This window comes from Devosia rhodophyticola (genome assembly GCF_028816475.1).
GTDB lineage: Bacteria > Pseudomonadota > Alphaproteobacteria > Rhizobiales > Devosiaceae > Devosia > Devosia rhodophyticola.
The window spans coordinates 229014-242685 of record NZ_CP118247.1 but is presented as its reverse complement, the minus strand read 5'-3'; the positions used below and the strand labels follow the sequence as shown (position 1 = coordinate 242685).

Annotated in this window: 14 protein-coding genes and 1 pseudogene; 12 read left to right on the top strand and 3 right to left on the bottom strand. The window is 57.2% G+C overall.

Going from position 1 to position 13672, the window contains the following annotated elements; genetic code table 11:
* The first annotated feature begins 72 nt into the window (after nt 1-72).
* Entirely contained in the window at nt 73-744 is a 672-nt protein-coding gene (locus PSQ90_RS01240) for a hypothetical protein (protein ID WP_282211627.1), read from the top strand.
* Between the two features lie 17 nt (nt 745-761).
* Here PSQ90_RS01240 and PSQ90_RS01235 read toward each other — a convergent pair whose 3' ends face one another.
* A complete protein-coding gene (locus PSQ90_RS01235; protein ID WP_282211626.1) occupies nt 762-1685 on the bottom strand; it encodes an alpha/beta fold hydrolase in 924 nt (307 codons plus the stop codon).
* A gap of 100 nt (nt 1686-1785) precedes the next feature.
* The gene (locus PSQ90_RS01230) at nt 1786-3807 is read right to left on the bottom strand and encodes a lytic transglycosylase domain-containing protein (protein ID WP_282211625.1); all 2022 of its coding nucleotides are present in this window, start codon (nt 3805-3807) and stop codon (nt 1786-1788) included.
* A gap of 262 nt (nt 3808-4069) precedes the next feature.
* Between PSQ90_RS01230 and dapA the strand changes: the two genes are divergently transcribed.
* Together dapA and smpB are read left to right on the top strand one after the other, a co-directional pair.
* The gene (gene dapA, locus PSQ90_RS01225) at nt 4070-4945 is read left to right on the top strand and encodes a 4-hydroxy-tetrahydrodipicolinate synthase (RefSeq protein ID WP_282211624.1); all 876 of its coding nucleotides are present in this window, start codon (nt 4070-4072) and stop codon (nt 4943-4945) included.
* Between the two features lie 7 nt (nt 4946-4952).
* The gene (gene smpB, locus PSQ90_RS01220; RefSeq protein WP_282211623.1) at nt 4953-5450 is read left to right on the top strand and encodes an SsrA-binding protein SmpB; all 498 of its coding nucleotides are present in this window, start codon (nt 4953-4955) and stop codon (nt 5448-5450) included.
* Between the two features lie 5 nt (nt 5451-5455).
* Here smpB and PSQ90_RS01215 read toward each other — a convergent pair.
* Nucleotides 5456-6027 (bottom strand): annotated as a pseudogene (locus tag PSQ90_RS01215) (LabA-like NYN domain-containing protein).
* Between the two features lie 216 nt (nt 6028-6243).
* Between PSQ90_RS01215 and rpoZ the strand changes: the two are divergent.
* The 9 genes from rpoZ (at nt 6244) to recO (ending at nt 13616) form a co-directional block, all read left to right on the top strand.
* The gene (rpoZ, locus tag PSQ90_RS01210) at nt 6244-6615 is read left to right on the top strand and encodes a DNA-directed RNA polymerase subunit omega (RefSeq protein WP_282211622.1); all 372 of its coding nucleotides are present in this window, start codon (nt 6244-6246) and stop codon (nt 6613-6615) included.
* 160 nt (nt 6616-6775) lie between these two features.
* Nucleotides 6776-9049, top strand: coding sequence for a RelA/SpoT family protein (locus tag PSQ90_RS01205; RefSeq protein ID WP_282211621.1), 2274 nt, complete (start codon nt 6776-6778; stop codon nt 9047-9049).
* Nucleotides 9046-9642, top strand: coding sequence for an orotate phosphoribosyltransferase (gene pyrE / locus PSQ90_RS01200; protein WP_282211620.1), 597 nt, complete (start codon nt 9046-9048; stop codon nt 9640-9642). The genes PSQ90_RS01205 and pyrE overlap by 4 nt, the downstream gene beginning before the upstream one ends.
* Nucleotides 9639-10058: a holo-ACP synthase gene (gene acpS, locus PSQ90_RS01195; RefSeq protein ID WP_282211619.1), complete on the top strand. Its 420-nt coding sequence runs from the start codon at nt 9639-9641 to the stop codon at nt 10056-10058. Before pyrE ends, acpS begins: the two co-directional genes overlap by 4 nt.
* A 28-nt stretch (nt 10059-10086) precedes the next feature.
* The gene (gene lepB / locus PSQ90_RS01190; RefSeq protein WP_282211618.1) at nt 10087-10881 is read left to right on the top strand and encodes a signal peptidase I; all 795 of its coding nucleotides are present in this window, start codon (nt 10087-10089) and stop codon (nt 10879-10881) included.
* A 26-nt stretch (nt 10882-10907) separates the two neighbouring features.
* A complete protein-coding gene (rnc, locus tag PSQ90_RS01185) occupies nt 10908-11585 on the top strand; it encodes a ribonuclease III (protein WP_328517517.1) in 678 nt (225 codons plus the stop codon).
* Nucleotides 11582-12499 (top strand): GTPase Era, encoded by a 918-nt coding sequence (gene era, locus PSQ90_RS01180; RefSeq protein WP_282211616.1) that lies wholly within the window; start codon nt 11582-11584, stop codon nt 12497-12499. The genes rnc and era overlap by 4 nt, the downstream gene beginning before the upstream one ends.
* Nucleotides 12486-12896, top strand: coding sequence for a YkvA family protein (locus tag PSQ90_RS01175; RefSeq protein WP_282211615.1), 411 nt, complete (start codon nt 12486-12488; stop codon nt 12894-12896). Before era ends, PSQ90_RS01175 begins: the two co-directional genes overlap by 14 nt.
* A 12-nt stretch (nt 12897-12908) precedes the next feature.
* Complete coding sequence (gene recO, locus PSQ90_RS01170) at nt 12909-13616, top strand: DNA repair protein RecO (RefSeq protein WP_282211614.1); 708 nt, start codon at nt 12909-12911, stop codon at nt 13614-13616.
* Nucleotides 13617-13672 lie beyond the last annotated feature (56 nt).

Sequence of the window (13672 nt, the reverse complement as noted above, 5' to 3'; positions counted from 1 at the left end):
GCCATTGCGGCCATCATCGGACTTGTCGTTGGCTGGCGCAGCGGCAAATCTCACGTGTAAGCAGAAATTCAAATGTTCAATCTGGCCTATCTCGGCGAAACCGCGCTGCTCTTGTTGATCGCCTATCTGCTTGGCTGCCTTATTGGCTACGCCATGCGCAAAGCCACGCTGCGATCGTCGCATCAGAATCAAGACAGCGAAAAGAGTGCGCCCATCCCGATCGAAGTACCTAAAGTCCAACCACCGCAAGTCCCCAAGCCAGTAGAGCAGGCGCCGCCGCCGCGCGCGCGCCCGATCAACCCAGCCGTCAGACTGGCCATGAGTTCACCGCCCGAACCTGAGCCCGTCCCGAAGGCCGAACCCGATATTCGCCCTGCGGTCGCTGCAGAAGATCCAACTCCTACAACAGCCGCAGAGCCACCGAAACCCAAGCCCAAACCAGTTCGCAAGTCCAAATCCAGGGCGACTTCCACCAAGCCTGCACGCCCTCGCAAACCGGCCGATCCAAAACCTGCCGCGCTCGCGACACCGCGCCCACCCGGCAAGGACGATCTCAAGCAAATCAAGGGGATCGGTCCGAAAATTGAATCAACGCTTAATGAGCTCGGCGTATTTCATTTCGATCAAATTGCAGGATGGACCAAGGCAAATGCCGACTGGATGGACACACATTTGAGCTTCAAAGGGCGGGTCACCCGTGAAAGCTGGATTGCGCAGGCAAAGAAACTGTCAAAAAAGAGCTGATCGCATCTAAAGTGGCGTCAGACGTTTGCGATCTGCGCAACAAATCGGGCGACGGCCTGCACCTCGTGGAGCTGATCAAACAGGGCCGGCGAGCCTTGCCCCTCGATGGCGACGGTTTGGGCGTCCGGGCGGCGTTTGGTCATTTGTTCAAACGTGTCGCGCCTGACCTGGTCGGTAAGTTGGGTGCGCATCAACAAAAGCGGTACCGTCGCCAAACCATCAAAAAACGGCCACTGCGCCATCAGCACATCTTCATGACCAAACGCCTCCAGCGCCTTGATCAGTCGCGGGTCATAGAGCGGGCGCGCTCGACCACGCTTGTCGATGAAATGGCTGCGTCCCATCAATATTTCGATATGGGTCTCGTTCGCCCCCGGATAGTCCCCTTGCAGCATGCGGCGGAATCCCTGGGTTACGACCTCGGTGCCCCTCAGGCTTTCAATATGCTGCACATTCTGGCGCAGCCGAACGAGGCCACGCGAGTCGGTTACCGGCCCCGTGTCGACCAACACCATACCTGCAATCAGTCCAGGTCGTTGCGAGGCCAGCAACATGCCCACTTGGCCGCCATACCCCTGGCCCAGAATTACCGCCTTCTCTATTCCGAGGGCATTGACTACGTCAGCGACATCGCGCGCGTCGCGCGGTGAGCCATATTCATTGGCGTTGGCGCGATCGGTTGATCGCCCCCGTCCGCGCAGATCCATCAATATCAACGGTTGTTGATTGCTCATCGCATGCCGATACAACATCCGAAATTGGGTAAAATCGCTCATGTTGCGGTGATATCCGGCAAGGCAAATAAGCGGCATTGCTGTGCTGGAAAGCGTGCCCGAAACATGCGCAGCGACCAGCGCGTCGCCCCTGTCCAGCGTAACCATCTGCACCGGCAAATCGGCAAAGGCTGCGTGATCGGAAGGAACTTTGCGCTTGCGGACCATCGGGATCGCCTTGCTGATAAATACAATCAAAGGCTTACCCTTGCTCGCCCTTTCCGGGCAAGGTGATAGTGGCGCGTTCGAATGTCAAAAATGAATTCGTCTACTCGATTTTGCGCAGTGCCTGGGTGATGGTCAAATCATTGTGCCCAAGCCGTTCGCGGTAAACCAGATAGTTGCCCAGAACCCGTTGTACATATTTGCGCGTTTCCTGAAATGGAATGAGTTCGACCCAGATCACGGGATCAACATTGTCCAGTCGCGGATCGCCAAAAGCGGCAATCCACTTGTTCGCATTGCCAGGCCCCGCGTTGTAGGCAGCCGCCGCCAACACCAACGATCCATCATAGCGCGACAGTTGCGCCCCGAGATAGGTTGAACCCAGCAACGCATTATAGCGAACATCGCTAGTCAATTTTGCAGGCGAATAATCAACGCCCGCCGCTTTGGCCGTGTCCTTGGCCGTGCCGGGCATCAATTGCATCAGCCCGCGCGCACCAGACCTCGAAACGGCATCGATTTGAAACCGCGATTCCTGCCGTGCAACTGCATAGACGGCAGCCCGGTCCGCAAAAATCTTGGTGTCCGCCGGAATACCATCCTTGGGATAGTTGAACAGATCCAGCGGTATTCCGCGCCGTTCAGCCGCGTCAGCGATAGAAATCGCCAATTGGTGCGCGCCGATTTCCTGCGCCAGCCGCGCTGCCAGCAACAACTCGCCAGCATTGGTCAGGCCGGTTCCAAAATGTCGAAGCAAGGGTTCGGCATAGTCGTTGCGGCCATTGGCAGCAAACAACCGAATAGCCTTTACAACCTCGCGGCCATTGAACAGGCTTTCACTTTGTTGCCAGGCGGGCAGAGGGCGCAGGTCCACCCCGTGCAGGCCCAACTCGGCCCGCGCCAACAGACCATAATAGACCATGCCATATTCTGCGGCCTTTTCGTACGCGGCCTTGGCGTCCGCGACATTCCCCAACCGTGCCTCGGCTCGCCCCAACCAATAGTTGGCTTGCGTAATGGTGTCGGGCAGGGTGGACATTGACCGCATCTTGAGGAAATGGGCTTTGGCGCTGTTGGCATCATTCAGAAATGACAGTGCAATCCAACCGGCATGAAAGCTGGCATCGACCAGCCGCCCTTCCGGCCCCTTGGTATAACCCGCCGCCGCGACGTACGCAGTCGTCGCCTTGCCCGCGCTTAGCGCCGCGCGCAGCAGCGTTCTGCGCTCATACCACCAGTCGTCCGCGTCCGGCAGATCGCCTTTTGCCTTGGCCAGCCAATCGACGGCACTGTCGAGCAGCCCCGCCTGTCGCGCCCGTTGAACTCGCGAGAAAATATAGACCGGATCATTCTGAAAGGCAGGATCAACCTTGTCGAGAAGGGCCTTGGCGTTGCTTTCGTTCCGCGATACTGCGGCGCGTGCCACAACCAGCGATTGTTGTCCCGTGCTCAACATAGGCAATAAGCGCTCGCTGCCGCTGGCCCTGTCGTTCATCATCAAATGCACCGCGCGCGCCCAGTGGGCCTCGCGCGTCAGCAGCGTGCCCAAAGTGTCCAATACCTTGGTTTCCTGCTCGCCCGTCAGGTAATTTTCAACCCAGATGTTGCGCGCCAACGTGGCCGCGCGCTCCTTTTGTCCGGCCGCCGCATAGGCTGACGCCAGCGATATTTGCCCATCAATCGTATTGGGAACGGCCCCGCCAAGGCGCGCAATAATTGTCTCGGCAGTCGGGGATTCTGCGCTCAGCGATTGCTCCAGCCGGGTTTTGTAAAGACCAGGGGAGGCGAAGTCGGGCGCGTCCTTGGCAAAGCGGGAAACACTGTCCGCGTCGATTTTGCCACTGTTGAAATAGATTGCCGCCCATTGAATGGCGCGTCGTTCCGTATTGCCCAGGCTCTTGGCACTGGCATAAGCGCTTACGGCATCCCCAACAACAAGCAAGTCCAGCGTTTTGCTGAAGCCGACGGTGCCACGGGATAGGGCGGTTGAAACATCCACATTGGCATTGATGCTGCCGGTCGTGGTTTGGTCGATAGTCTCGTTGGCCACAGTGGGAGCAACGGGCGCCAGACACGTCGCGCCGAGCAGCAATGCGAACAAACGAACGGCAACGCTGTTGTTCATTATGGTGTCGTCCTGCGTTGATTTGCAGCCGACAAGGTGCCCCCACCCTCGCGGTTAAACCCTGATTTACCCCAACGGGGTGAATATATCGTTGCTTGGCCAACCGTTGTTGGCTTTGCCAGATCGTTGTTGCTTGCGTTCCCTTGTGGAGCGACATAACAAAAAGTATGGTGCGCCACTTGGTTGCGCCGACGTGGTGCAACCACAAGATTTACATCAGCGCGCGGCACAAGTGTGGCGCAAATCAAGGAAAAGCAGACAAATGCTCCGAGGTTCTATTCCGGCACTCATGACCCCCTTCTCCAACGGGGCAGTTGATGAGAAAGCCTTCTCGGCGTTTGTCGATTGGCAGATCAAGCAGGGATCGCATGGTTTGGTGCCCGTTGGCACGACTGGTGAAAGCCCCACGGTCAGCCATGAAGAACATCGCCGCATCGTGGAAATCTGCATTGAGGTGACCGATAAGCGCGTGCCGGTTGTCGCCGGTGCTGGTTCCAACTCGACAGCCGAAGCGATTTCCCTGGCAAAGTTTGCAGAATCTGCGGGCGCCGATGCGGTGCTTTGCGTGGTGCCTTACTACAATCGCCCCAATCAGGAAGGGCTGTTTCATCATTTCTCGGCCATAGCCAGCAGCGTTGGCTTGCCGATTGTGCTTTATAGCGTGCCCGGTCGCACGGTCGTCGATCTGACCGTGGACACCATTGCTCGCCTGCACGAGGCACACGCCAATATTATCGCTGTAAAGGACGCGACCGCCGACCTCGGTCGCGCCAGCCTCACGCGCGCCAGATTAGGCGACGATTTCATCATGCTCTCTGGCGAAGATATGACGGCGCTCGGATTTAACGCGCATGGCGGCACCGGGTGTATCTCGGTTACGGCAAACGTGGCGCCAAAGCTGTGTTCACAATTGCAGGAGGCGACATTGGCCGGCGATTACGCCACCGCAATCCAGCTTCAGGACAAGCTCGTGCATCTGCACAAAGCCATCTTCATCGAGCCAAATCCCACGGGCATTAAATATGCGGCCGAACGGCTGGGCCTTTGCAAAAATGAACTGCGCCTGCCATTGGTGCCGATTGCCCGTTCAACCGAAGACGCAATTGATGTGGCGCTGGCTCACGCCGGTCTGATCTGAGCGGCTCATGGCCCCCAGGAATGATAAATCAAAATCGGGCGTCATCAGTCACGGTCTCGTGGCTGAAAACCGGCGCGCCCGCTACGATTATGAAATTGTCGACACCCTCGAAGCCGGCATTATGCTGACGGGGAGCGAGGTAAAGTCTTTGCGTCTGGGCAAGGCGCAGATCACCGAATCTTATGCTTCCCCGGAAGGCGGTGAGCTGTGGCTGATCAACTGCCATATCCCCGAATTCCTGCAGGCAAATCGCTTCAATCACGAAGAAAAGCGCCACCGTAAATTACTGGTTTCCCGCAAGGAACTGACGCGCTTGGATGCAGCCGTTTCGCGTGCCGGCAATACCATTGTGCCGCTAAAGCTCTATTTCAACGACCAGGGGCGCGCCAAGCTGCTGATCGGCTTGGGCAAGGGCAAGAAGAACTATGACAAGCGCGAAACCGAGCGCAATCGCGACTGGAATCGCGACAAGGCCCGCATCATGAAGGACGGCGGACGCGGCTAAAGTCCCTAGTCGTCTTCCGTCATGGCAATGTTACGATCCTGATAGGGGACAGCAGCGCGCCCCACTGTCTTGGCGAGGTCTGCCACATCCAGAAAAAGTCAGCCTGACGGCGCAAATCGTCCGAAATCATGGGCGTTGACGTTGTCAAAGTCGAGACCACGGTCACCCGCTTGCCTTTGCGCTGCAGTGCTGCGACCAGCGCGGTAAAGTCGCCGTCACCGGAAAACAGCACCATGTGATCGAAGTGAGACGCCATTTCCAGCGCGTCCACTGCCAGTTCAATATCCATATTGCCTTTCACCTTGCGACGACCGGTCGCGTCGGTGAATTCCTTGGCCGCTTTGGTCACAACGGTGTATCCGTTGTAGTCAAGCCAATCGATTAAAGGGCGGATGGATGAGTATTCCTGATCCTCGACAAGCGCTGTGTAGTAATAGGCGCGCAACATATAGGCCTTGGACTGAAATTCAGTCAGCAGACGACGATAGTCGATATCAGTGCCTATTGCCTTGGATGTGGCATAAAGATTTGCGCCATCAATAAACAAGACAATTTTTTCACGGGGGTCTATGGCCATTTAGCCTCCTGACTGTGTCGTCTTCAAATGCGAGACGACCCAGCGAACATTGGTAATATTAGGTTGGAATGGTTGAAATTTGCAACTGCGTTTAAGTTCGGTATTCGCATGTTATGGGTATAAGTAGCAAGAGAGTGGCTATCTGCCGGGAAAACTTGTCAACGCTATGGCGCTCGTGTAAGGAGGGCGCTCTTTCCATAAAATTTGGAGACGTCCGTGGCCCGCGTCACCGTTGAAGACTGCATTGAAAAGATCGAAAACCGCTTCGATCTCGTACTCATGGCCGCCCACCGCGCGCGCATGATCTCCTCTGGCGCACAGATCACCGTTGACCGCGACAATGACAAAAACCCCGTTGTTGCGCTGCGCGAAATCGGCGATGGCGCTATTTCCCCTGAAGATCTGCGTGAAGACTTGATCCATTCGCTGCAGAAATATGTCGAAGTTGATGAGCCCGAAGAACACGCCGCACCCCGTCTTGGTTCGGGGTCGGACAATGATGATTCGATTGCGTTCGACACGATCAGCGAAGATGAACTGCTGCGTGGCATCGAGAGCCTTGCCCCACCAGAACGGCGTGATGACTGACCTCGAGCCGTAAATGGCGCTGATTAAACCCTTTCTGTTGATCAGGGATATTTGGCAAGCCAAACAAGATAATTGAAAAAGGGTATCGGACTCGCGTCTGGTGCCCTTTTCGTTTTTGCAATCAACGGTTAAGTTGATTTGTCAGCAAGAGCGCCCACCCATGATGCGTCAATACGAACTTGTCGAGCGAGTTCAGGCTTATAACCCGAACGCCGACGAGCAGCTTTTGAATAAAGCCTATGTCTACGCCATGCAAAAGCATGGCTCGCAGAAGCGCGCCTCGGGCGATCCATACTTCAACCATCCGCTTGAAGTTGCCGCCATTCTGACCGAACTAAAGCTCGACGATGCATCCATCGCCGTTGCCTTGCTGCATGACACAATTGAAGACACCGATGCGACGCGCACTGAGATCGACAATATGTTCGGCGCCGAGATCGGAGCCATTGTTGATGGCCTGACCAAGATCGAGCGTCTTAATCTTGTGTCGCGCGAAGAGGCTCAGGCAGAAAATCTGCGCAAACTACTGCTCGCCATATCCAAGGATGTGCGGGTGCTGCTGGTCAAATTGGCCGATCGCTTGCACAACATGCGCACGCTCCATTTCATGCCGACCGAAAAGCGCGCGCGCATTGCCCAGGAAACCATGGATATTTATGCGCCGCTGGCCGGACGCATGGGTATGCAGGACATGCGCAACGAGCTCGAGGACATCTCATTTCGTATCCTTCAGCATGACCATTACAGCGCTATCACCGCGCGGCTGTCGGAAATGCAGACCGAATACAGCGAGACCATTGCGTCGATAAATGATGAGTTGATGGAGCGTCTCGACGCTGAAGGGATCGTCGGACGGGTCAAGGCGCGGGTAAAATCGCCGTTTTCGATTTTCACCAAGATCGACCGCAAATCCATTGCGCTCGAGCAGCTCTCCGACATGATCGGTTTCCGCGTCATCGTTGAGACTGTCGAGGATTGTTATCGCACGGTTGGGGTGATTCACACCAAATGGAAAGTCGTCCCCGGGCGCTTCAAGGACTATATTTCCGTCCCCAAGCACAACGACTACCGCTCAATTCATACAACGATTGTCGGTCCGGGGCGTCAACGCGCCGAACTGCAGATTCGCACCGAGGAAATGGACCGGATTGCCGAATACGGCATTGCCGCGCATGCTCTTTATAAGGACGGTTCATCGGCAGACATGAGCCGGTTGGAGCAGGAGAGCCACGCCTACGGGTCGCTCCGCACCACCATCGGTCACCTGACGGCGGGCGCCTCAAGCGAAGATTTCCTTGAATATACCAAGCTTGAACTGTTCCAGGATCAGGTTTTTTGCTTCACCCCGCGCGGGCGTCTTATCGCCCTGCCGCGCGGCGCCAGCCCGATCGATTTCGCTTATGCGCTGCATACCGACATCGGCGATACCTGCGTTGGCGCCAAGATCAATGGCGCGATCCTGCCGCTGGTGACACAACTGCGCTCGGGCGATGAAGTCGAGATCATTCGCGATCAAAACCATCTCCCGCCATCAAACTGGATTGGTATCGCCGCGACCGGCAAGGCGCGTGCCGCCATTCGCCGCGCCGTCCGCCAGGCCGCCGCACAACGCGCCCACGCCTTGGGCGAACATGTGTTGGGCATGATGCTCGAACGCGAAGGCGTCCTTCTTGATGATGAGGAGGGCAAGACGTTGGCCGAGGGGCTTGGCTTCCCCACCAAGCGCGATCTCCTGATTGCCGTAGGTGAAGGCAAATTGGGCGCCGAACCGCTGGCCGAGGAGCTTGCCGAGGTCAAAGGCCTGCGCAAGCGCCGCCGCAAAATGGAAATGCCGGTTGCCAACACAGCCGATGGCTGGTTTGCCCTGCGCGCGACCGACCAGTTCAAGTTCCGTGTGCCCGGCGGCCAGCGCTCTGGTCCACGCGCCAAGGCGGCCCTTGCTCAACTCGATTTCCATATGCAGATCGAAATTTCAAACGAGGGCGTTGTGCCTGGCGACCGCCTCGTCGGCATCATGCAGCCGGATCAGCCGATGCAAATTTACCCCATCCATTCCGATGCGCTGGTGCCGATGCATGATAGCGACGTTGCCTGGGTCGATGTGCGTTGGGACATTGGCGACAGCGAACAGCTCTATCCCGTTGTCATCACCATGGAATCGGTCAATCGTCCCGGTTCGCTCGCCCAGATTTCCGCCGCAATTGCGGCCTGTGACGCCAATATCAACAATCTGGTGATGCGCATGATCTCCCCTGATTTCCATCATATGATCTTCGAAGTCGAGGTGCGCGATTTGGCCCAGTTGACGGATGTGTTGGCAACGCTCAAACGAAGCCCCGGTGTATCCGCAGCGCAGCGCGCAAGCGTGCAGGAAGCCAGCATGATTTCGACCCTTGAATGGGAAGGTGCTAGCGAGATGGAGAAAAAGGCATGACCAAAGACGAAGTTTTGGCGGTTTTCCGCTCTTGCGATGCCATCCTTGAAGGTCATTTCATTCTGTCTTCAGGCCTGCGTTCAGCCACGTTTCTGCAAAAAACCCTCGTCTTCCGCCAGCCTGAAAAGACCGAAATCCTGTGCAAGGCGCTGGCCGAAAAAATCCGCGCGGCCGGTTACGCGGACATTGCCCAGGTCGTATCGCCCGCCGTCGGCGGCATCATTCCAGGCTATGAAACCGCGCGCCACCTAGGTTTGCCCGCCATCTATACCGAGCGCGTTGATGGCAAGTTCGAGCTGCGCCGCAATTTCTCAGTCGCCCCCGGCGAAAAAATCATTGTGGTCGAAGACATCGTCTCGACCGGCATTTCGATCCGCGAATGTATCGACACCATGAAGGCGCTCGGCGCGGATGTGGTCGCTGCCGCGTGCATCATTGATCGCTCGCAGGGCGGGGCCGATATCGGTGTGCCGCTGGTTTCGCTGATTGAATATGAGGTCAAGGCCTATTCTCCCGATGATTTGCCCCCTGAACTGGCCGCCATTCCGCCTGTCAAACCCGGCAGCCGCGGCATACAGGGGGTAGGGGGTTGATCGTCGGCCTGGGCTCCGATCTCTGCCAGATCGGTCGCGTCGAGCAAACGCTTGTCCGCTATGGCGATCGCTTCACCAATCGGTGCTTTACTGAAATCGAGCGTCGCAAATCTGACCGCCGCGCCCAGCGTGCCGCCTCCTATGCCAAGCGTTTCGCGGCCAAGGAAGCGTGCTCCAAGGCACTGGGAACCGGCATTAACTTCGGCGTCTATTGGCGCGATATGGGCGTTGTCAATCTGCCGACCGGCAAACCGACCATGGCCCTGACCAATGGTGCCGCCAAGGCTCTGGCCAGACTTGTTCCGCCGGGGCATGCGCCCCACATACATTTGACCATTACCGACGATGCCGGGTTGGCGCAGGCCTTTGTCATCATCGAAGCGCTTCCGGTTGACCCAAGCGGCGCAAAGTTCTAACCACAACGCCTGTAATTCGGGGATTTCAATGAGCCAGTCGACCCAAAAAGCTGCCCCCAAGTCCGCCGCCGGCGAGGCCTGGGAAACCATTGTCGTCGTGGTTGAGGCGCTGCTGATTGCCATTGTCCTACGTTCTTTTCTCTACCAGCCGTTTTCCATTCCGACTGCATCAATGCAGCAAACCCTGATGATCGGTGACTATTTCGTCGCCAACAAATACGTCTGGGGTTACGGCAAACACTCGTTCTCGCTCGGTCGCTACGGCAATTTTACCCTTCTTGATTTTGAGCTGCCGATCTCCGGCCGCATTCTGGGACGTTCGCCCGATCGTGGCGATGTCGCCGTTTTCCGCCCTGTGCCGCAAACGGTTGAATATATAAAGCGCGTTGTCGGCATGCCGGGTGATCGCGTTCAGATGAAGCAGGGCCGTCTCTATATTAATGACGTCATGGTCGAACGCGAAAAAATTGGCACCGCCGAGGATACGGACAGCAGTGGCGATACCCGCGAAGTGACCGTCTATCGCGAGACCTTCCCCGAAGGGAGCAGCCACATCATCCAGGAAATTTCCGACAATGGTCCGCTTGACAATACCCAGGAATATGTCGTTCCCGCTGGCCACTTCTTCATGATGGGTGACAATCGCGACCGCTCGGCAGATAGCCGGGTACTTTCCGCCGTCGGCTTTGTTCCCGAAACCAATCTGGTCGCCAAGGCTGAAGCCCGGTTCTTCTCGATAAAAGACAACATCCCACCCTGGCAGATCTGGCAGTGGCCTGCCAATGTGCGCTGGGACAGAATGTTCCAATCCGTCTATCAATGAGATCACGCGCGCGCTCCCGAACCGGATTGGAACAGCGGTTAGGCTATCAGTTCGCCGATCCCGATCTTCTGGATCGGGCCCTGACCCATTCCAGCGCCATTTCACCCGCAAAGCGGATTGATAGATCATACCAACGGCTAGAATTTCTTGGCGACCGCGTTCTGGGGTTGGTCGTGGCGGACATGCTGTTCCGCAAACTGCCAAAGGCCAACGAGGGCGAGCTTTCGCGCACCCTTAATTCGCTGGTTCGCAAGGAAACCTGCGCTATCATTGCGCGCGAGTTGAACCTTGGTCCCGAGCTCAATCTGGGCGAAAGCGAAGCGCGCACCGGCGGTGCCGAAAAAGATGCTATTCTGGGCGACGTTACCGAAGCCATTATCGGTGCCATTTTCTGCGATGGTGGTCTGGGCAAGGCCTATGAGTTTGTTGAACGCATGTTCGGCGATCATTTCACCGTCGGGCAGGCCGACCGCGCCGACGCCAAAACCACCCTTCAGGAATGGGCACAGGCGCGCGGCCTTGAGCCGCCTAGTTACATTCAGGTTGAGCGCACCGGTCCCGATCACGCGCCAGAGTTTACAATCGCGGTTGGCGTTGGCGCATTTGAGCCGATCAGTGCGACCGGGCCATCCAAGAAAATTGCCGAGCACAAGGCCGCTGAAATATTCCTGGTACGCCAGAAAGTCTGGAAGGAACCAGCATGACACCCGATCCCGCAGAAACCAGTTGTGGCTTCATTGCCCTGGTGGGTGCCCCAAACGCGGGAAAATCCACGCTGCTCAATTCGCTGGTGGGCACCAAGGTCTCCATTGTCACCCACAAGGCCCAAACCACGCGCTCTCAGGTGCGTGGCGTTGTCACGCTCGATACCGCCCAACTGGTGTTCATCGATACGCCGGGCATTTTTGCCCCCAAACGACGCCTTGACCGCGCCATGGTTGATAACGCCTGGGGCGGGGCAGGCGATGCCGACCTCGTCGGATTTATCGTTGACGCAGAAAGGGGTTTAACCCCCGACCTTGAATCACTTCTTGAGGGGCTGGCAAGTGTACGGCACCCCAAAATTCTCATTCTCAACAAGGTCGATGCCGTCAAACGCGAGCACCTGCTCAAAATCTCCGAGGCCATCAACGAGAAGTTGCGCTTTGAAGCCACGTTCATGATTTCGGCGCTGCGCGGTGATGGTGTCTCGGACCTGATGGATTGGTGCGTCAAGCACATTCCCCCCGGCCCATGGCATTTTCCCGAAGACCATTTGACCGACCTGACCATGGCCATAACTTCGGCCGAAGTGACGCGCGAAAAGTTGTTTTTGCGCATCCACGACGAAATTCCTTACAATGCCACGGTCGAAACCGAGAGCTTCAAGATCCAGAAAGACGGCTCCTATCGCATTGATCAGGTGGTTTACGTCACGCGCAATACCCACAAAAAGATCGTCCTCGGGGCCGGTGGCCAGACGATCAAGGCCATTGGCGCGGAATCCCGCAAGGAGTTAATGGAGATATTCGAGGTGCCGGTTCACCTGTTCTTGTTCGTCAAGGTGCGCGAGAAATGGGCCGATGATCCAGAGCGCTATCGGGAAATGGGTCTGGATTACCCGCATGGAAAAAGCTGAACCGCGACCAGAGTCAGACACCGTTCTGCTGCGCGCCAAGCGTTGGGCCAAAGCCATAAAGCGCGATGTGATCGCCATTTGGCTGGCCGCTCGTGACCCACGAACTCCTTGGACTGCGCGCATTCTGGCGGCAACCATCGCAGCCTATGCCCTGTCCCCGATTGATTTGATCCCCGATTTCATTCCGGTACTGGGATATCTTGACGATTTGCTCATCGTGCCGCTTGGCATTCTGGCGGTGATCAAGCTTGTGCCGGGGGCCTTGATGGCGGAATTTCGCCAAACCGCAGCGCATCGGGCCGAACGGCCCACCAGCCGTTGGGCTGCGATTGTGGTTGTTCTGCTATGGTGCCTCGCCATCCTTGCCAGCCTCGCCGTGCTGACAGATTTTCTATAGAGGCAAACGGCCATGGAATGGACCGGTGAAGGCCTCTTGATTGGTGTTCGGCGCTACGGCGAAAGCAGTGTCATTGCTGAAGCCATGGTTGTCGGGCGAGGCCGACATTTGGGCTTGGTTCGGGGCGGCCGCTCGCATCGTCACGCGGCAACCTTGCAGCCCGGCAATTCGGTGCAACTGGTTTGGCGCTCGCGCATTGAAGATAATCTGGGCAGTTTCACAGTTGAACTGCTCCAGGCCCGCGCCGCCGAACTCATCATCGACCGCGAACGGCTCTATCTCAGTCAACTCATTTGCGAACTATTGCACCTGCTGCCCGAACGCGATGCGCATGATCGCCTGTTGGCCATGGCCTTGCGCCTGCTCGACCAGCCGGTTGATGCGGTAGCTGTTGCCCGTTTCGAAATGAGCATTCTTGACGAATTGGGCTTTGGCCTGGACTTATCCGTTTGCGCCGCCACTGGTGTCACATCGGACCTGACCCACGTTTCGCCCAAAACCGGTCGCGCCGTCTCCCGCGCCGCAGCCCAACCCTATCTCGATCGACTGCTTGTTCTGCCGCATTGTCTGGCGGGCTCCGACGCCGCCAGCCCTGATGATATTGCCGCGGCCTTCCGCCTGACTGGGCACTTTCTCAATTTGCACGTTTGGGGCGCACGCCAAATTGATCCGCCTTCAACGCGTGGCTCGCTTATTGCCCTTCTGACCCAACCGCATTGATCGCGCATCCGTCACCACGCCGTGCCCCACGGAGCGACGGCTTTGATGCCTCAAAC